At 63.2% G+C, this 17,996-nt stretch carries 23 protein-coding genes; 21 read left to right on the forward strand and 2 right to left on the reverse strand.

Going from position 1 to position 17,996, the window contains the following annotated elements; translation table 11 throughout:
- Positions 1 to 2: 2 nt before the first annotated feature.
- The 13 genes from ROV95_RS17815 (at position 3) to ROV95_RS17875 (ending at position 8,682) form a co-directional block, all read left to right on the forward strand.
- Positions 3 to 593, forward strand: coding sequence for a hypothetical protein (locus ROV95_RS17815; RefSeq protein WP_312545567.1), 591 nt, complete (start codon positions 3 to 5; stop codon positions 591 to 593).
- A 2-nt stretch (positions 594 to 595) separates the two neighbouring features.
- Entirely contained in the window at positions 596 to 940 is a 345-nt protein-coding gene (locus ROV95_RS17820) for a head-tail connector protein (RefSeq protein WP_312545569.1), read from the forward strand.
- A gap of 1 nt (position 941) precedes the next feature.
- Positions 942 to 1,280 carry a phage head closure protein gene (locus tag ROV95_RS17825; RefSeq protein ID WP_220083855.1) on the forward strand — a complete coding sequence of 113 codons (339 nt, stop codon included), beginning with the start codon at positions 942 to 944 and terminating at the stop codon, positions 1,278 to 1,280.
- 252 nt (positions 1,281 to 1,532) lie between these two features.
- The gene (locus ROV95_RS17830; RefSeq protein WP_312545572.1) at positions 1,533 to 1,775 is read left to right on the forward strand and encodes a hypothetical protein; all 243 of its coding nucleotides are present in this window, start codon (positions 1,533 to 1,535) and stop codon (positions 1,773 to 1,775) included.
- Positions 1,775 to 2,128 carry a DUF3168 domain-containing protein gene (locus ROV95_RS17835; RefSeq protein ID WP_312545573.1) on the forward strand — a complete coding sequence of 118 codons (354 nt, stop codon included), beginning with the start codon at positions 1,775 to 1,777 and terminating at the stop codon, positions 2,126 to 2,128. The genes ROV95_RS17830 and ROV95_RS17835 overlap by 1 nt, the downstream gene beginning before the upstream one ends.
- Before the next feature lie 52 nt (positions 2,129 to 2,180).
- Positions 2,181 to 2,678 carry a phage tail tube protein gene (locus ROV95_RS17840; RefSeq protein ID WP_181453008.1) on the forward strand — a complete coding sequence of 166 codons (498 nt, stop codon included), beginning with the start codon at positions 2,181 to 2,183 and terminating at the stop codon, positions 2,676 to 2,678.
- A 64-nt stretch (positions 2,679 to 2,742) separates the two neighbouring features.
- Positions 2,743 to 3,132, forward strand: coding sequence for a phage tail assembly chaperone family protein, TAC (locus ROV95_RS17845; RefSeq protein ID WP_111191576.1), 390 nt, complete (start codon positions 2,743 to 2,745; stop codon positions 3,130 to 3,132).
- Between the two features lie 32 nt (positions 3,133 to 3,164).
- On the forward strand, positions 3,165 to 3,371 hold the full coding sequence (locus tag ROV95_RS17850; protein WP_043034803.1) for a hypothetical protein: 207 nt from the start codon (positions 3,165 to 3,167) through the stop codon (positions 3,369 to 3,371).
- A 17-nt stretch (positions 3,372 to 3,388) separates the two neighbouring features.
- A complete protein-coding gene (locus ROV95_RS17855) occupies positions 3,389 to 5,548 on the forward strand; it encodes a hypothetical protein (protein ID WP_312545581.1) in 2,160 nt (719 codons plus the stop codon).
- Positions 5,541 to 5,876 (forward strand): phage tail protein, encoded by a 336-nt coding sequence (locus ROV95_RS17860; protein ID WP_312545583.1) that lies wholly within the window; start codon positions 5,541 to 5,543, stop codon positions 5,874 to 5,876. The genes ROV95_RS17855 and ROV95_RS17860 overlap by 8 nt, the downstream gene beginning before the upstream one ends.
- A 9-nt stretch (positions 5,877 to 5,885) precedes the next feature.
- A complete protein-coding gene (locus tag ROV95_RS17865) occupies positions 5,886 to 6,962 on the forward strand; it encodes a hypothetical protein (protein WP_312545585.1) in 1,077 nt (358 codons plus the stop codon).
- A gap of 2 nt (positions 6,963 to 6,964) precedes the next feature.
- Positions 6,965 to 7,435, forward strand: a complete 471-nt coding sequence (locus ROV95_RS17870; protein ID WP_312545587.1) for a hypothetical protein — start codon at positions 6,965 to 6,967, stop codon at positions 7,433 to 7,435.
- Complete coding sequence (locus tag ROV95_RS17875) at positions 7,432 to 8,682, forward strand: phage minor tail protein L (RefSeq protein WP_312545589.1); 1,251 nt, start codon at positions 7,432 to 7,434, stop codon at positions 8,680 to 8,682. The genes ROV95_RS17870 and ROV95_RS17875 overlap by 4 nt, the downstream gene beginning before the upstream one ends.
- Here the strand turns inward: ROV95_RS17875 and ROV95_RS17880 are convergent.
- Entirely contained in the window at positions 8,679 to 8,900 is a 222-nt protein-coding gene (locus ROV95_RS17880) for a hypothetical protein (protein WP_312545591.1), read from the reverse strand. The two genes, ROV95_RS17875 and ROV95_RS17880, sit on opposite strands and share 4 nt — an antisense overlap.
- Positions 8,901 to 8,973: 73 nt before the next feature.
- On the opposite strand from ROV95_RS17880, the gene ROV95_RS17885 reads away from it, so the two are divergent.
- The 6 genes from ROV95_RS17885 to ROV95_RS17910 all read left to right on the forward strand — a co-directional run bounded on the left by ROV95_RS17885 (position 8,974) and on the right by ROV95_RS17910 (position 16,244).
- Positions 8,974 to 9,714 carry a C40 family peptidase gene (locus ROV95_RS17885; protein ID WP_312545592.1) on the forward strand — a complete coding sequence of 247 codons (741 nt, stop codon included), beginning with the start codon at positions 8,974 to 8,976 and terminating at the stop codon, positions 9,712 to 9,714.
- Positions 9,707 to 10,306, forward strand: a complete 600-nt coding sequence (locus ROV95_RS17890) for a tail assembly protein (protein WP_312545594.1) — start codon at positions 9,707 to 9,709, stop codon at positions 10,304 to 10,306. The genes ROV95_RS17885 and ROV95_RS17890 overlap by 8 nt, the downstream gene beginning before the upstream one ends.
- Positions 10,303 to 13,806: a host specificity protein J gene (locus ROV95_RS17895; protein ID WP_312545596.1), complete on the forward strand. Its 3,504-nt coding sequence runs from the start codon at positions 10,303 to 10,305 to the stop codon at positions 13,804 to 13,806. Before ROV95_RS17890 ends, ROV95_RS17895 begins: the two co-directional genes overlap by 4 nt.
- A gap of 65 nt (positions 13,807 to 13,871) precedes the next feature.
- The gene (locus ROV95_RS17900) at positions 13,872 to 14,195 is read left to right on the forward strand and encodes a hypothetical protein (protein WP_312545598.1); all 324 of its coding nucleotides are present in this window, start codon (positions 13,872 to 13,874) and stop codon (positions 14,193 to 14,195) included.
- Positions 14,195 to 14,932 (forward strand): hypothetical protein, encoded by a 738-nt coding sequence (locus ROV95_RS17905; protein ID WP_312545599.1) that lies wholly within the window; start codon positions 14,195 to 14,197, stop codon positions 14,930 to 14,932. The genes ROV95_RS17900 and ROV95_RS17905 overlap by 1 nt, the downstream gene beginning before the upstream one ends.
- Before the next feature lie 130 nt (positions 14,933 to 15,062).
- On the forward strand, positions 15,063 to 16,244 hold the full coding sequence (locus tag ROV95_RS17910; protein WP_312545601.1) for an acyltransferase: 1,182 nt from the start codon (positions 15,063 to 15,065) through the stop codon (positions 16,242 to 16,244).
- A gap of 25 nt (positions 16,245 to 16,269) precedes the next feature.
- Here ROV95_RS17910 and ROV95_RS17915 read toward each other — a convergent pair whose 3' ends face one another.
- Positions 16,270 to 16,935: an SOS response-associated peptidase gene (locus tag ROV95_RS17915; RefSeq protein ID WP_312545603.1), complete on the reverse strand. Its 666-nt coding sequence runs from the start codon at positions 16,933 to 16,935 to the stop codon at positions 16,270 to 16,272.
- A 200-nt stretch (positions 16,936 to 17,135) separates the two neighbouring features.
- On the opposite strand from ROV95_RS17915, the gene ROV95_RS17920 reads away from it, so the two are divergent.
- Both ROV95_RS17920 and ROV95_RS17925 read left to right on the forward strand, forming a co-directional pair.
- A complete protein-coding gene (locus ROV95_RS17920) occupies positions 17,136 to 17,309 on the forward strand; it encodes a hypothetical protein (RefSeq protein ID WP_236509477.1) in 174 nt (57 codons plus the stop codon).
- Between the two features lie 180 nt (positions 17,310 to 17,489).
- Positions 17,490 to 17,993: a hypothetical protein gene (locus ROV95_RS17925; RefSeq protein WP_312545823.1), complete on the forward strand. Its 504-nt coding sequence runs from the start codon at positions 17,490 to 17,492 to the stop codon at positions 17,991 to 17,993.
- The last annotated feature ends 3 nt before the right edge of the window (positions 17,994 to 17,996 follow it).

Genomic DNA, 17,996 nt, shown 5'->3' on the forward strand with positions numbered 1-17,996 from the left:
TCATGCTGATCAAGTTCAAAGAGCCGGATCCGCGCGCCGGCACCACCGTTCGAATGGACAGCAGCCGCGGGCAGTACTTCATCGACACCGGAGCCGCCGACGCCGTGAGCGAACAGCCCCCGGCAGAGCTGCCGGAGCCGGTGACGGAAGAAACCACTGTCACTGAAGCCGCTGCGGAGGCCGCCGACGCCGTGAGCGAACAGCCCCCGGCAGAGCTGCCGGAGCCGGTGACGGAAGAAACCACTGTCACTGAAGCCGCTGCGGAGGCCGCCGACGCCGTGAGCGAACAGCCCCCGGCAGAGCTGCCGGAGCCGGTGACGGAAGAAACCACTGTCACTGAAGCCGCTGCGGAGGCCGCCGACGCCGTGAGCGAACAGCCCCCGGCAGAGCTGCCGGAGCCGGTGACGGAAGAAACCACTGTCACTGAAGCCGCTGCGGAGGCCGCCGACGCCGTGAGCGAACAGCCCCCGGCAGAGCTGCCGGAGCCGGTGACGGAAGAAACCACTGTCACTGAAGCCGCTGCGGAGGCCGCCGACGCCGTGAGCGAACAGCCAGCTGGCAAGAAGGCACGGCAAGGCAAGGCCAGGGCCTGACCATGGAGCTGATCACCCTGGAACAGGCCCGAGCACATTGTCGTGTCGATACGGACGATGACGCGCTGTTGGAGCTTTACGGGACCGCGTCAGAAGGGGCTGCTCAGCAGTTTCTCAATCGCCGTGTGTTCAAAGACACTGAATCCATGGCCGCCGCAGTCCTGGATGGTACGGCGGGCGTCGATCCTATGCTGGCCAACGACTCAATCAGGGCGGCAATCCTCCTGATGTTGGCGCACCTGTACCGCACGCGTGAGGACGTGCAGGGCAGCGACGGGGCGACGGTCCAAGTCCCGATGGGCGCCCATAGCCTGCTATGGCCTTATCGAATCGGCCTCGGGGTCTGACATGAGCCTGCCGGCAGGTAAGCTCCGCCACCGCGTGCTGATCCAGCGGCAGGTGACGACCAAGGACGAGGACGGCGTGCAGACCACGACGTGGGTCGACGTGGCCACGGTATGGGCTTCGGTTGAGCCGCTCTCGGCCCGCGAGTTCATCCAATCCGGTCAGACCCAATCGGCGGTCACCGCACGCATCACCATGCGCCACCGCGATGGACTGCTGCCGTCGATGCGCCTGATACACCGCGGCGAGATCTTCAACGTTGCAGGTCTGCTGCCTGACAAGACGTCTGGGCTGGAGTACATCACGATTCCGGTTTCGGCCGGCGTCAACGACGGGCGGTAGCCGGTATGAAGGTCGAACTTCAGATCCACGGGATCGACGGCGTTCTTTCTACGCTGGAGGCGTTGCCAGCGGAGGTTGTGAGCAAGCGGGGCGGCCCAGTGAAGCTGGCCCTGGCGAAGGGTGCACGCCTGCTCCGGGATCAAGCCAAGGACAATTTCCGGCGCTCTGTGGCACAGGGTGGAGCGGACAGCACAGAGACCACGGTCGAGAGCATCGTCGCCAGCCGCGGCAAGGCCCCTGTTGGAACAAAGGGTGAGCGTCAGCTGGTGCGGGTCACGGCGCAGCTACATCAACGCCAAGGGCGCCAAGACAACAACGCTGCGGGCGGCGCAGTTGATGGAGTACGGATCCGCAACGCAGCCCGCCCGGCCTTGGCTGCGCCCCGCCGTACAGCGTCGAGGGAGCCAGATTATTGATGTGGTCAGCGAAGATCTGCTGAAGAGGCTCGACCAGATCACCAAGCGCCTGGCCGCGCAGAACGGAGGGCGCCGCTGATGTTCCCGAAGGTGTATCGAACCATCCGCACGGCGGCGGTGTCGGCGATCGTCGATGACCGGATAGGGCGTCACGGTGAGGTGGCGCAGACCGAGACTCGCCCCTACGTCGTCTGGCAGATCGTGACAGGTTCGGCATTTGACAACCTGAGCGCGGCTCCAGGCGGCGATTTCACCACTGTGCAGATCGACTGCTACCACGCGACCGACGCAGGCGTAGAGCAGCTGGCAAAGGCTGTTCGCGCCGCGCTGGATGGCGTGCTGATCGTCAACCGCGTCGTCGTCAACAACCGCGACCCAGATACCAAGCTGTACCGCGTCGGCGTCGAAGCCGACTTCATCGACCAGCGCTGATTGCTGGTCATCCGTAATGCCGCCCTCGCGCGGCCCTTCAGAGGAAACTGCCATGACCGAGGGCGTCGTCAAGACCCAGGGCACCCATCTGTTCTTCGTTGACCCGAACGCGGCCGGCGGGCCGGCGATCGTCAAGTTCGCATGCCCGACCGGGGCGTCCGGCCTGGGCGGCGCTGCCGACCAGATCGAAGACACCTGCCTGGATGCAACAACGGACAAGACGTTCCAGCGCGGGCTGGGAAACCCTGGCCAGGTGTCCATCCCGTTCAACTACATCCCCAGCGACGCATCCCATGATGCGCTGTTCAAACTGAAGGACAGCGGCGAGAACGTCAGCTGGTACATCGGCCTGAGCGATGGCACTGCTGCGCCCACTCTCGACACCGAAGACGAGTTGGTTCCGCCGCTGGCCACCGCTCGCTCGGGGTTCCTGTTCACCGGCTACATCGCTGATGTGAACATCGACATCGCTACCAACGAGATCGTGCGCGGCACGGTCACAGTCCAGCGCAGCGGCGGCGTCACCCGCTACGGCAAGCCGCTGGCCTGATCCCATCCAAGCGCCCGGCGCCCTAGCGGCGCCGTGGCGAGCCATCTCTACGGAACTACCCCTCATGACCGAGACCAACAACACTGCAGCGCCGCTACTGGACCCCTCGCTTTTCATCTCCGACGACGTGCATGAGCGCGAGGTCAAGCTTGCCGACGGCAGCAAGCACACGTTCTACATCCGCGAGCAGGAGGCGGGCGTGCTGCGCGGGTTCTTCGCGGGGCAGGCCAGTGAAGACCCGGACAAGCAGGCTGAATCGATGGCTCGCCTCGTTGCCAAGGCGATCTGCACCCCCGATGGCAAGCCAGCTCTGACGTTGGCACAGGCCAAGAAACTGAAGTTCGCCGTTCAGATTGCCCTGACCAAGGCCATCAGCGAGGTGCACAGTTACCAGGGAAAGGAGAGCTCGCCCGCCGAGGAAGCGGAGAGTGGTTCCGATACCAGCTCGCCCTGAGCCTCGGGAAGACCCTCGGCGAGATCGACGCAATGCCCGGCGCTGAGCTGAATGGTTGGCGCGCCTTCTACGAACTTTATCCCTTCGACGATCTGCACCGGTTCCACCGGCCGGCTGCAGTGATCGGAACCGCTTTCGGCGGCAAGTACGAAAGCATCATCGGATTCCTCGCTCCGAGCCCAGACGACCCGGTGCTGAGCGACGCCGATCGCGATGTATCCAAGGCCCTAGGCTTCTAACCTGACTGGACCCCACCATGGCCACTGCCGGCTCAATCGTTGTCGACCTACTGATGCGCACGGGGTCGTTCGAGACCGACACCAACCGCGCGTCCAAGCAGATGAAGAAGCTGGGCAAGGATGCCGGGGACACTGCTGCCGACATTGGGCGTGCCTTCGGGCTAATCGGCGGAACCATCGCTGGTGGGTTGGCCACGGCCGGCACGGCCGTTCTGGGTTGGACCCGGCAGCTGGTCGATGCATCGGCGGAACTGGAGAAGTTCTCCCGTCTGTCCGGCACCAACGAGCAGGTGTTCCAGCGCATGGCTGCTGGCGCAGCCACCGTTGGCATCCAGCAGGACAAGCTCGCCGACATCTTCAAGGACACCCAGGACAAGCTGGGTGATTTCCTGCAGACCGGCGGCGGCGCGATGAAGGACTTCTTCGAGCAGATCGCACCGCGCATCGGGTTGACCGCGAAGGAGCTGCAACACCTGAGCGGGCCGGAGGTGCTGCAGCGGTACTACAGCGCGTTGGAGCAGGCCGGCGCGAGCCAGGCCGAGATGGTCTTCTACATGGAGGCGATCGCCAGCGACTCGTCCATGCTGGCCCCGCTACTGGCGCGCAACGGTGAGGGCTTCCGCAAGTGGGGCGACGAGGCGCAGCGCCTTGGAGCGGTGCTTGATGCCGATACGCTGGCTGCTATGAAGGAGGTCAAGGAACAGTCCAACCTGATCCATCTGGCCTTCCAGGGCCTGAAGAACGAGGTAGCTGCCGAACTTTTGCCCCAGTTCAAGGAGCTGACGGCGTTTCTCGGATCAGACCAGACCAAGAACGCCTTTGTCACCATTACAAAGTGGGTGGGCGATCTAGCGGCCGAGATGGCCAATGGTGCGGTACTGATCGTCAACTTCATCGACAAGGTGAACCAGATCCGAAAGCTCGATGCGGGCGGGGCTGTAGCTGACGCGGGCGAGGAAGCGCTGAACACCCGCATGGCTAGGCTCACGGACAGAATCAATTACATCAAGAAGAACGATCGGGGGCTGTTCGGGCTGCCACTGACGGACAACCAGGAAGAAGCGCGCCTGAAGCGAATCAATGATCTTCAGCAGGAACGCTTGGAGATTCAGCGAGAGCTGACGAAGCGCTATCGCTCAGAGGCGGCCGGCGAGAACTTCAAGGGCGTTACGGGATCCGTCGACAGTACAGCGCGGATCCCGGGCAGCGGGATGGTGGCGGCCGCAGGCGGTCCTGGAACATCGGACCGACGCGTGGGTGCGTTGACCAAAGAGAAGTCACTGCTGGAGCAGATCCAAGAGGACTACGACGCCCTCTACAGCGCTGGTAGCAGTCGCGCCGACGACCAGATCGCAAAGCTGGAACGCGAGATCGCCCTGCATGGTGACCTCAGCGAATCGGCAAAGCTGAACTACGATATCCAGGCAAACGCCTACGGAGCGCTGAGCGAGGCTCAGGCGGAAACACTTCGCAATCTTGCTGCGGTAAAGGATGCGCAGGACGATTTCGCCGCGCTCTATGGGGATGGGCTGCAGGACCTGGCCAGCAGAACCCAGGACGCGAACAGCCAGATGAGCACCTTTGCGGATCAGGCTGCGCGGAACATGCAGGACGCATTCGCTGACTTCCTGTTCTACCCGTTCTCCGAGGGCTTGGGCGGGATGGTTCAGAGCTTCGCCAAGACGCTGCAGAAGATGGCTGCACAGGCTGCCGCTTCGCAGATCTTCAAGATGATCGGAAACTGGGCGAGCAGCTACAACGGGGCCGGTGCGGGCTGGATCAATGCCATTGGCGGTGCGATCAGCGGCTCGTCTGGCGGTCGCGCCGGGGGTGGCCCGGTCGCGGCCGGCAGCATGTATCGCGTGGGCGAGGGTGGCCGGCCCGAATTGTTCGACCAGGGCGGCAAGACCTACCTGATCCCCGGTGACGCCGGTTCGGTTCGTCCGATCACTGCAGGCATGCCCACATCCTCCGTCGGCGGCGGTGGCGGGATCACCAACAACTTCAATACCACGATGAACATTTCGTCTGATGGCACCAGCAGCACCCAACAGGGCGACGGCAGCGAGGACGCTCGCCGCCTCAATCAGTTCTTCACCTCCAAGATGAACGAGTGGGCCACGCAACAGTCGCGGCCGGGTGGCCTCTTCCATCAGATGAGGGTGAGCAATGGCTGATGTCTTCAACTGGTGCGTGCGCACCGAGATCAACGGGACCGGCGATTTCCTGACCCGTGAGGCGCAGTTCGGCGATGGCTACCGCCAGACCGCTGCTGACGGCCTGAACAACGAAACGCAGTCCTGGCCGATTTCCATCGTCGGACGCGAGTCGAAGGTCGGGCCGGCGCTGGCCTTCCTGCGTGCGCGGAAAGGGGCCGTGTCCTTCCTCTGGACGCCGCCGCTTGGCGTCCAAGGCCTGTACCTGTGCAAGACGTACAACCTGATTCCACATGGCAATGGCGTGTTCACGCTGAACGCCACCTTCGAACAGACCTTCCAGCCGTAAGGGATCACCATGGCACGCCAAGTAATCGACACCACAACCGACCATGGGACCTACAAGGGCGATCCCGCCAAGATCGCATTTGACAAGGCGAACGCCAACTTTGCGGAGCTCTATGGGAGCGGGAAGAATCTTGTGATCAACGGCGGCCTTCAGTGGTGGCAGTGGGGGACAACGCGAGCGGCGTCCACTGCGGCCGGCTTTCTGGCCGACCGATTTGGATTTGCCGCAGCGGGAACAACCATCGCCGCTAGCAGGATCGGACGCGAAGGCCTGCCAAGCCCGGACTCACTTCCATCTGGAGTGGCTGCCGCACTGCGGATTCAAGTGGCATCCGTTGCCGGTGCTAACAACTATGCAGTTGTAAGAACCCGCCTGGAGGATGTGCGCCAGCTTTCAGGCAAGAAGGTAACCCTCAGCTTCTACGCCAATTGCGAATCGGGAACCTTCAAGGTTGGATTCGAGGCATCTCAACTGTTTGGCGCTGGCGGCAGTGCTGAGGTTATGGAAGCGGCAAAGCAGTCATTCACGCTTACCACTACCGCTCAGCGATTCACGTATACCTTCACACTTCCAAGCGTGGTTGGGAAAACGGTTGGGGATCGCAGTAGTACTTCGCTCAACTGGTGGCTTGACGCAGGTTCAAATTTTGCAAGTCGTGCGAGTGCCGCAGGACAAAAGAGCGGAGCAGTAAGGATCTGGGGGGTTCAGCTAGAAGAGGGAGACTACGCGAGCGATTTTGAGTGGCGCGCGCCAGCCATTGAACTGCTGCTTTGCCAGCGTTACTGCTACGAAATGCGGTTCCCTGCAGGGACCGCTTTTGCCCCGGTGTTTCGCCTCAGCGCGACATCCATCATTGGATGGCTGGATACTTCCGTCGACATGGCGATGGTTCCGGCGGTGCGGCTGGCATCAGGCCAGATCGGGTTCTCGGACGGCGTCGCAGTGACCTCGGTTTCTCTCACCCCAGCGAGCAATCGGCGCGTGGCCATTGTAGGCAATGTGGCAAGCGGGACGGCAGGCAGCTCCAGCTACATAACGGGCCTGGTGTCGGATCCAGCTCGCTTGCTTTTCGACGCGGAGATCTGACCATGTATCAGCTGACCAGCAAAGAGGATGTGGTTATTTGCGTTGAAACCGGAGTGTTCATTCCGGCCGAGCATAGGTTGTGGGAGGACTACAAGGATTGGTGCAGGGCGGGAAATACTGCACTTCCCGCAGCCCCTCCATATTCGGTAGGGAGCCCGCAGCACTATGAGGCGATTCGCTCCTCTGCATGGGACTGGATGACCGCATGGGTCAACGAACGGCGATATGACACCATCGAGACCTGTGTCGGCTACTACAACAGCGGAGTGGAGCGATACAGGCTTGAGGCGCGCGCAATGGTTGCTTGGCGCGACCAGGTCAACCAAGCGCTGGAGCAGTTGGTGCTGGCCCCTCCGGCAGGCGTAGTCACGTGGGATCAGGTACGCCCCTTGTTGCCGCAGCCAGAAACTTTCGGGTGGCCCGATGAGGTTGAGCTGCCGTTGAAGATTAACGAGACGGCGGTGCTGGAATGATCACTGCTGATGCCCAGCAGCTCGAACCAGGTGGGCGCATCACGCTGTTCGAGCTTGACGCCAGCAGCTTCGGCGCCGACCAGCTGTTCTTCCACGCTCACTTGCAGTCGGGCGTGATCTGGTGGCAGGGCCAGGAGTACGGGCCTTGGCCGATCGAGGCGACCGGCTTTTCCCGCACCAGCGATCAGCCACCGAACCCACGGCTGAAGGTCAGCAACATTGATGGGCGCATCACCGCGCTGTGCCTGATGTTCGATGATCTGGTTGGCGCGCGCGTCATCCGCCGGCAGACCCTGGTGAAGTATCTGGACGGGGCGAACTTTCCGCCCATTGTGAATCTGGTCAACTTCAGCAGCAATCCGAACGGTGCGGGTTGGACGAACAACGGTGCTGTCGCGGCACCGGTTCCGGGCGAAGTGGTGGATGGCATTACCTTCACGCCGACGCGAATCTCCAGCAACGGGGGCACCTCCAACAACCGTCGCGCGCCGTTGCGGCCTTTCGCCGTCTCGGCGGGTCAGGCTGCGGTTGCAACCGTCTATGTTCGGTTCGGCAGCTCACAGCGGGTGCGCATCGTACTGTCGAACACGGTAGGCGGTGCTTACCGTGAGTCTCTGTTCAATCTGAATGCTGACGGGAGCGTAGCGGCTGCAACATCGGCCGCCGGTCCGCTGGAGCTTCTGGGGTTTGAGCAACGCGCAGGTGGTGTAGTTAGGGTGACGGTGAGGATCGTCTACAACGGGGCCAATTCGGCGGCGCCGACGTTGCAGGTCGGGCCTACCAGCGCCGTGGTTGGACAGGACGTAATCCTGCTGGGCGCTCAGCTGGAGCTCGGCCAGAATGCAACGACTTTTCAAGTCACCACGAATGACCCCGTCAAGGATAGACACCCCACCGCTGATCCCAACGAGCACTTCTTGGATGAGATCTGGTTCATCGAACGCAAGGTCTCCGAGACGAAGGAAACGGTCGAGTTCGAGCTGACCACAGCGATAGACCTCAACGGCGAGCAGCTGCCGGGCCGTCAGGTCATCGCCGGTGTCTGCGGTTGGCTGATCCGGGGCGGCTACCGCGGCCCTTACTGCGGCTACAACGGTCCGGCCGTGGCCGATGCCAACGACGTCCCCACCACTGACCCCGCGCGTGACCAGTGCGGGGGCAGGGTCGGCAGCTGCAAGCTGCGCTTCGGTGCCGACAAGCCGCTGCCCTACGGTGGCTTCCCGGCCGCAGGCCTGCTGCGGACCTAGTACGATTCGCCCAGCACCAGCAGTTCCAGGTTGCTCTCTATTCGGATGGTGCAGCCAGAGGGCTGTATGACCATTCCGCCGCCAACATGGGCGATGCGGCCTTGGCGAATGGAGCGGGCCAGCTTTTCAAGTTCATCGGCAAAGCGGCTTGCAGAAATGCCATCCAGCTGGAACTGAAAGTTGGGGATTGGGCCCTCCCCGGCATTCTGACTTGACATAGCAGTACCCCTTGGGTTCGTGCCCCAATTATCTACTACAGCCCGCCATGTGCGGGCTTTCATGGGCGAGACCATGCAACAGACGACTCTGCAGGCCCTCCAGGCGCACGCCATTGCCGAGTACCCACGCGAGTGCTGCGGCCTGATCGTGGCCGGCCGCGGCGGGGAAACGTACATCCCGTGCCGGAACGTGGCGACCACACCCAGCGAACACTTCCGGCTGCCAGCGGAGGACTTCGCCGATGCTGAGGACGTGGGTGAGGTGCTGGCCCTGGTGCACAGCCATCCGAACGCCCCCGCTACAGCTTCGGACGCAGACCGCGTCATGTGCGAGGCAAGCGGCCTGACGTGGCACATCGTAAGCGTTGGCCAGGTCACCGGTGCCGATCCCGAGTGTGGCGACCTGCAGACCATCGAGCCGTGCGGCTACGAGGCGCCGCTGGTCGGCCGGCAGTTCGCCCACGGCACCCTGGACTGCTACACCCTGGTGCGCGACTTCTACGAGCGCGAGCTTGGCATCCAGCTCAGCCAGTACGAGCGGGAGGACGACTGGTGGGATAAGGGCCAGGACCTCTACAGCCTGGACCGGCTGCGCGCCGAGGGCTTTGAATTGATCGAGGGTGAGCCGCAGCGCGGTGACATGGTGCTGATGCAGATCCGTTCGCCCGTCCCGAACCACGCCGGTGTCTATCTCGGCGACGGCCAGCTGCTCCATCACATGCACGGCCGTCTGTCGGAGGTGATCACCTACGGCGGCATGTGGGCCGAGCGTACCCGTTACATCGTCCGCCACAAGGAGGCAGCCCGTGTCTGAGCGCCTGCGCACGATCCGTCTGTACGGTCAGTTGGGCAGCCGCTTCGGCCGCTCCTTCCGCCTGGCCGTGAACAGCCCTGCCGAGGCTGTGCGCGCGCTGTGTGCGGTCCTGCCGGGCTTCGAGCGCTATCTCCATGCCGCCCAGCGGAATGGCATGGCCTTCGCTGTTTTCATCGGCAAGCAGAACCTCTCCAAGGAGCAGCTGCAGGACCCACCAGGAAATGAAGACATCCGCATAGCGCCGGTGCTGCTTGGTAGCAAGCGAGGCGGTGTGCTGCAGACCATCCTCGGGGTTGTCCTGATCGTCGTCGGCATCTACGGGAACATTGCTGGTGGCTGGGGACAGCCGTTCATCAATGCCGGCGTGGGTATGGTCATTGGAGGCGTTGCCCAGATGCTGGGGCCTCAGCCTAAAGGGCTTGGCTCCCAAGACAGTGCCGAGAACCGACCGAGCTACAGCATGAACGGCACCGTCAATACCCAAGCGCAGGGCAATCCTGTGCCGGTCGCCTACGGCGGCCACGACCAGAAGGGCATGCTCACCGGCAGCGCGGTAATCAGCGGCGGCATTATGGCGGAGGACCAGCTTTGAACCTGCCAGTCGCAACTTCAATCGCACGCGGGCTGCAGCTGGCCGGCGCCGGCGGCAAGAGCGGCAGCAACGGCCGCACGCCGGTCGAGACCCCGGACAGCCTGCACTCGATGGCCGTGGCCAGGATCATCGACCTCGTCAGCGAGGGCGAGATCCGTGGCTTGGTGGCCGGCAACCAGTCGATCTACCTGAACCAGGTTCCCATCCAGAACCCGGACGGCGGGCTGAACTTTTCTGGCGTCACCGTCGACACCCGATCAGGTACGCAGGACCAGGAGTACATCCCCGGGTTCCCCTCGGTCGAGAACGAAATCTCGGTGAACGTGGAGCTGCGCAGCGACCAGCCGGTCGTGCGCACCGTAAGCGGGTCTGATCTCTCGGCTGTGCGCATCCGGCTGGCCGTCCCGGCCCTGCAGAAGGTGGATGAGGAGAACGGCGACCGGAACGGCTACTCGATCAGCTACGCCGTGGATCTTTCCGTCGACGGTGGCGCCTACACCACCGTGCTCAACGATGCGATCACCGGCAAGACCACAACGCAGTATGAGCGCAGCCGTCGAATTGACTTGCCGGCCGGCTCGCAGTGGCAGGTTCGCATTCGCCGGCTGACCCCGAACCAGAACAACTCGCTGATCTCGGACACGGTGAACGTGCTTTCGATGACCGAGATCATCGACGTGAAGCTTCGCTATCCCAACAGCGCGCTATGTGCGGTGCAGGTCGACGCGAGCCAGTTCCAGAACATCCCGTCGCGGTCCTACCGGGTATGGGGGCGGATCATCCGCGTGCCCAGCAACTACGACCCCATCGCCCGCACCTACAGTGGCGTGTGGGACGGCACCTTCAAGTCGGCATGGACGAACAACCCAGCCTGGGTGTTCTTCGACATCGTTACCAACGACCGGTTCGGCCTCGGCAACCGCATCCCGCTGGACTGGGTGGACAAGTGGCGGCTGTACCAGATCGCCCAGTATTGCGACCAGTTGGTGAGCGATGGCATGGGCGGCCAGGAGCCGCGGTTCACCTGCAGCCTGTACCTGCAGAGCAGGGCGGACGCCTACAAGGTGCTGCAGGACATGGCCGGCATGTTCCGAGGCATCAGCTTCTACGCGGCTGGCCAGGTCATGGCCTCGGCCGACATGCCCAAGGACCCGGGCCCGACATACAGCCAGGCCAACGTGATCGAGGGCCGTTTCCATTACGAAGGTAGCGGCCGGAAGGCACGCCACACCGTCGCGCTGGTGTCGTGGACCGATCCGGACGACTTCGGCCGGCAGAAGGTGGAGGTCGTTCAGCACCTCGACGCCATCGCGCGCTACGGCGTCAACCAGACCGAGGTGACGGCGATCGGCTGCCATTCGCGTGCGCAGGCGCAGCGGGTGGGCAACCACATCCTGTACACGGAGAGCCTGGAGACCGAGACCGTCAGCTTCGCGGTGGGCTTGGACGCACTCAACTGCATGCCGGGCGATGTCATCCAGGTGGCCGACCCCAACCGGGCGGGGCGCCGGAACGCCGGCCGCATTCGTGCTGCGGGCGCCAGCAGTCTCACCCTGGACCTGGTGCCCGAGACGATGGCGGTGGGCGACACCTTGCGAGCCACGCTGCCCAGTGGGCGCACGGAAGGCCGGACCATCAACGGGATCGATGCCGCCACGGGAGTGGTCACGGTCTCGGCGCCGTGGTCGGCGGTCCCGGTGCCGCAGTCTGTCTGGGCCACCGAATCCAGCGACCTGGTGCTGCAGCTGTTCCGCGTGATCGCCGTCACTGAAGGCGAGGAACTGACCTACAACATCACCGCGCTGAAGCACGTCCCGGGCAAGTATGCGGCGATCGACGACGGTACGCGCCTGGAACTGCCGCCCATCAGCATCATCCCGCCCAGCGTCCAGCCGCCGCCGACCAACGTGACCCTGTCCTCGCACGTGGTGATCGAGCAGGGCATCGCCACTCCGACGCTGACCATCCAGTGGGACCCCGCCGAGAAGGCCATCGCTTACGACGTAGAGTGGCGCCGCGACGACCTCAACTGGGTGCGCGCTGGGCGCGTGGCCACCAGCAGCATCGAGGTGCCCGGGATCTACGCCGGCCAGTACCTTGCACGCGTCAGGGCCGTGAACGCGCTCAACGCCGTGTCGCTTCCGGCTATGAGCCCGCTCACGACCATCGCAGGCAAGACCGAGCCGCCGCCGGCGGTGACCTCGCTGACTGCCGCGTCCATCGTGTTCGGCATCCGACTGGCCTGGGCTTTCCCGCCAGGCGCAACGGACACGCAGCGCACCGAAATCTGGCGCAGCCCCAGCCCGAACCGCGAGACGGCCACGAAGTTGGGCGACTATGCCTACCCGCAGAACCGTCTCGAACTGGACGGGCTGGCCGCCGGTGCGCGGTTCTTCTTCTGGGCACGCTTGGTGGATCGCAGCGGGAACATCGGCCCGTGGTATCCAGCTGGCACTGGCGTGATGGGCGAGGCCAGCACGAACCAGTCGGAATACGATGCCTACTTCTCCGGCCGCATCACCGAGAGTGCGCTGGGGCAGGATCTGCTTTCCAAGATCGACAGCATTGACCAGATCGTGCCGCTGATCTGGGAGGCGGGTGCCACCTATGACCCCGGCGATACGGTCGTGCACAACGGCAAGATCTGGCTGTGGAACGACAGTGCGCCAGGCAATGAGGAGCCGCCGGGCACGAAATGGAAGGACGTCGGCGACGCGGTCGCTCAGGCTGGGGCGGTCGTCGGCCAGGTGAACACGCTGGAGCTGCAGGTCAATGATCCGGAAACCGGCCTGCAGGCGATTGGCCAGAAGACCGACGGACTGTTCGCACAGCTGGATGTACAGGCGGCCGGCGACAGTGACTGGGGCGCTGGCGATGAGACTGTGTTCGCCGGCACCATCACCATCCAGACCGTCATCGCCCAAGGCGACTACGCGCTGTCGCAGCGGCAGGACACGGTGGAGGCAAAGGTTGGCGACACGCAGGCAATGGTGCAGCAGACCTCTCAGGCTGTCGTCGATATGGATGGCCGGATCAGCGCTTCGTGGACCCTGAAGCTGCAGGTGGCGGCCAATGGCCAGTACTACGCGGCCGGGATGGGCATCGGCATCGAGAACCAGCCCGACGGCAGCTACCAGAGCCAGATCCTGTTCCAGGCCGACCGGTTCGCGGTGATCAACTTGGTGAACGGGCAGGTCACCTCGCCCTTCGTGATTCAGGGCGGGCAGACCTTCATCAACCAGGCGCTGATCGGCACCGCGTGGATCACCAGCGCCAAGATCGCCGATGCGGCGATCACCAACGCGAAGATCAGCGGCACGATCCAGTCGGATGACTACGTCGCTGGCCAGACCGGCTGGAGGATCGACAAGGCTGCCGGCGGCGGGTTCCAGTTCAACGGAATGGTGGCCGGTGGGTATCGTCTCAACATCACCAACCAGGGCGTCTACATCTACTACCCGAACGGCAACCCGGCCGTCGAACTTGGAGTGCTGCTGTAATGGCCGATGTGGGTCTGCGAGTGAGGAGCGAGAGCGGGTATGTGGAGACTACAGTCACCACGCGTTTGACCAAGATCATCGGGTCCTACACGTTCCCGCTCTACAACCCGGTCAACTCCAACAACAAGTGGGTGGCCCCGCCCGAAGCGAATGGGGGACTCATCGTCAACGACTTTTCCGGCGGTGAGCCCTTCTACTACTTCACCTGCGAGGGGCAGCGGTCGGTCTACGGCATGCTGGTGCCTTCGGTGACCATCTCGGGGAACAGCATCAACTGGAGCTGGGACCCTGACGTGGTGAACTACCACGTCAGGATGGAGATGTTTCCGAGCCGGCCCACCACGGACACGGTGGGCGGTATCACCCTTCACTACGGGATCTACAGCTGATGGCCGTTGGACTACGCGTGCGGAACCAGGGCACTGGTCAAATCCAGATTGGCGCCGGCTATCGCAACCTGCAGCTGGCCAAGTCCGGGACGCTCAACACAGGTTCTTTCTCCGGCGGCTCGACTGGCGGCTCGCCCCCGTTCGCTTCATGGTCGCCGCGAGGCGCCCTGGCTTCAACGAACGGGACAACGAATCTCCATGTCTGCCGCTACATCAACGACGCCGTATCGACGAACACGGGGTTCTCGCTGGTTCAGAGCGGGGTGACGTGCGACGTGTATGCCTCCACCGCCGCCCCCAACAAATCGCTGGAGTACTACACCTTCAGCGCGGCCGAACGAGCGGCGAGCGGACCGGTCGGGCTACGGATGCGCGGCGAAGACGGCACGGTGTTCTACGATTCGCGCCGGAAGGGGCTGCGGGTCCTGCAAGTGGTGGCCCTGCCGACAGTAGCTGGCCCACCCGTGGAGGTTGGCCAGTTCTTTCCCGGGGTCAAGATCGGTATTGCCATTCCATCGCCGCGGTTCTACTACAACTCGCCGTCGCAGGACCGCTGCACGATGACGGCCGACTACTTCCACATGACCAGTGACAACCGGATCTTCATTTCCCGGCTGCAGACGGTCCAGCAGACCCTGATCACCAACACCTTTCCGGTTGGCGGCGTGACGATGGGGCCGCAGAACGCCACGATCTTCATCGTGGACCTGACGGAGGTGCCGCTCGGGTTTGGTTGAAGACTGGGCAGGGATGTTCCCGCGCGAGCCTTCTAAGCTCCCATGGCGGCTAGAGGGGCCGAAGGGTAACATTGCACAATGTATGGGGCCGCCGCCGCATTGGCCCGCTGTGAATCCAACTGAGATAGCTATGAGAAAGGACATCGCTGCTGACGGTCTGCGGGGAGTAGCATCGTTGGCGGTGTTCTTCGCCCATTTTCTATTGCCCTTTTACCCGGTAGCGTTCGAGCCTTGGTTTCCAGGTGTATCGGTATCAGGATCCCCTTCTAGCTCAGTTGAGGTGGTTCTTGCCGTTCCAGTTCTTTCCACACTATGGAACGGCAGCTTTGCCGTTAGCGTGTTCTTTGTATTAAGTGGCTTTGTCCTATGCAAGCGCTACGTTGATACTGGTGACGCAGGTGTTGTTCGCTCTATGGCGAGTCGGCGGTATCTTCGCCTTGGGCTTCCGGTAGCAGCTTCGGTCTTCTTTGCTTGGGCTCTTGGGAAGGCGACGCCAGACGTTATAGAGCAGGTTTCGACCGCTACTGGCTCAGCTTGGCTTCGCGGCAACTCTCTGGCTGGTTTGGGATTCTGGGACGCACTTAAGGACGCCGCATATGGTGTTCTTTTAGAGGGTTCCAACCGTTTCAATACTGTGTTCTGGACCATGCGGGTGGAACTCATTGGCTCCTTCCTCGTGTTCGCTTACACGCTACTATCGGGAAGCCGTAGGCAGACAGTTGTTGTTGCCCTAACAGTTCTTATGATTGTTGTTATTGGAGTGGTGCCTGGTTGGCCGCACTTTCTGGCATTCCTCTTGGGCGCCTTCTTGGCGCAGTCAGGTTTGAGGGCTAGCCCCTGGGCAGGTTGGCCACTCATCATCGCAGGGCTATATCTGGGGGGGTATAGCAGCAGCGTCATCTATTCGCCATTTGATCGGCTTGGTGTGCCGGCCGATTCGCTGAAATGGATTCTGTCCACAGCGGGCGCCGCATTGGTCTTCTTGGCAGTGAGGGGGGATACGGCGCGTTCCTTTCTGGCGTCGAAGTTTTCGCAGTTCCTGGGGAGGATCTCCTATTCCCTGTACTTAGTTCACGCCCCAATCATCATCGGAGTGGGGTGTCCTGTCTTCTGGTGGGCTGTGAGTGAGGTGGGCGTTGGTAGATCAGTTGCCGTCGGGTTCGCTTTGGTGGTTTCGCTGCCTGCCTCAGTGCTAGTGGCAGTGGCTTTTGAGAAGTTCATTGACCGAAAGGCAATACTGTGGGGAAGGCGGCTAGTAGTCGAAGGTGAGCGAGGCACCGTTGTGCGCAGCGGAAGTGCTCCCGCGCGCTGAGGTAGCGCGCCTCCTGGTCCCGCAATCAATCCATTTGCCCCAGCAGATCCTCGTGGTTGTTCCGCGGCGTGTTCACCGCGCGGCTGACGCGGTAGGCCTCCATTGCCGGCGTCTCGCTGGCCAGCAGCATCGCCATCGCGTCGTCCGGGCCGGCTGCCATCCACTCATCGATCTGGCTGGCTTGCAGCCAGACGGGCATGCGGTCGTGGATGTCGGCCGAGACGCCGCTACTGTCGCCGGTGATGATGGTGAAGGTGCCCAGGTTGCCGTCGGGCAGCAGGGGGCTGGTGTCCTCCCACAGGCCGGCGGCCAGCAGCGGCCCGGTGGCGTGGATGAACCAAGGGTCCTTCTTCCCGTCCTCGGGGCTGACCGACCACTCGTAGTAGCCGGCCATCGGGATGACGCAGCGGCGCTCCTTGAAGGCCGACCGGAACGCCGGCTTGGTGGCTACCGTCTCGATCCGGGCGTTGATGGTCGAGCCCTGCAGGCCTTTGGCCTTGGCCCAGAACGGCAGCAGGCCCCACGCCAGCCGGGTTACCTGCCGGCCTTCGCCGCGGTCCAGGATCACCGAGGCGCGCTGCGTAGGCGCGAGGTTGTAGCTGGGCTGGATCTCGGCCAGGCCGTGGGCAAGGTCAGCCAGCCCCGGCTGGCCGAAGTCGATCACGGGGAGCTGGACGAATCGGCCGCACATGGCCGGAGGGTAGCCCGGCCTGCCGTGCTCAAGGCGTGTATGGCCTCCAGCGCCGTCGTTACGACTCCGTCCTGCGCGCATAACACTGTTGGTATGGTTGAGTTACAAGACATTGAAAAATATAGAGAAATAATGGAATTTTCGTTGACTCGCGAGTTTGCTGGGTCTACGTTCTGCGCTCCCAAACACGGAGCATGCAGATGATCGAAAAGTTTGAAATCCACAGTCGCCAAATCGCTGACGAGTTCCTGGCAAGCCTGGTCGCGAACGAGGCCCGGTTGGCAGATGCCAGCTTCCACGCCGCTGACAAGATCCATGACCCTTCCGTCCGCGAATACTTCTTGGACCGGGCGCAACAGATGCTGCAAGCCTGAGCCGCGCAAGCCGTGACGGATTACGGAGGGGGCCGAGCAAGGCTCGGCCCTGCAGTTCGGGGAAATTGACGATTTCGTCAAACCGCCGATGCAGTGCTTAACAACTCCTTCCTCGAACGATTCAGCCAGGTCGCCGCCGCGTTCGCAGGATCTGCGACGCCCGGCCGTATCCTTCAGGCCATGCGCTCTTCCCACGGCTTCCGCACCGCCCCGATCCCCTCTGGCTGGGTCCAGACCGGCGAGCGCTGGGCGCTTTGGTACAACGGCCGGGAGACGGCCAGCGTCACGCCTGATGGCGGTCCCGGGGTCCGGCTATGGATGGAAGGCCAGAAGATGTGGCAGGTGAAGGAAGTGCGCGCGGCCAACGTCCGGCAGGCGAAGCGCTACGCCGAGCGCTGGTGCGCGGCCAGGCTGTATCCGGAGCTCCCGCTGCGTGAGGCCGTCACCCGGCTGACCGACAGCACCCCGATCCAACCGGAGCCGCCACTGCCCGGCCTGCCTCCGACCCGCGAGCAGCGGCAACAGGCCCGGCGCCTGGCCGAGGCCGGGGCGAGGGAAATCGAGCGGATCAAGGCGGCGCTTGAGCCGCGCAAGCTGCCGTCAGAGACGAAACCCCGAGCGAGGGACGTCCGCACCAAGGCGTGGGTGAGGGCAGGGCTGCAGCAGATGCGGCGGGGCGTGTAGGCC

Origin of the sequence: Stenotrophomonas maltophilia group sp. msm1, from assembly GCF_032025805.1 — a bacterium.
Lineage (GTDB): Bacteria > Pseudomonadota > Gammaproteobacteria > Xanthomonadales > Xanthomonadaceae > Stenotrophomonas > Stenotrophomonas hibiscicola.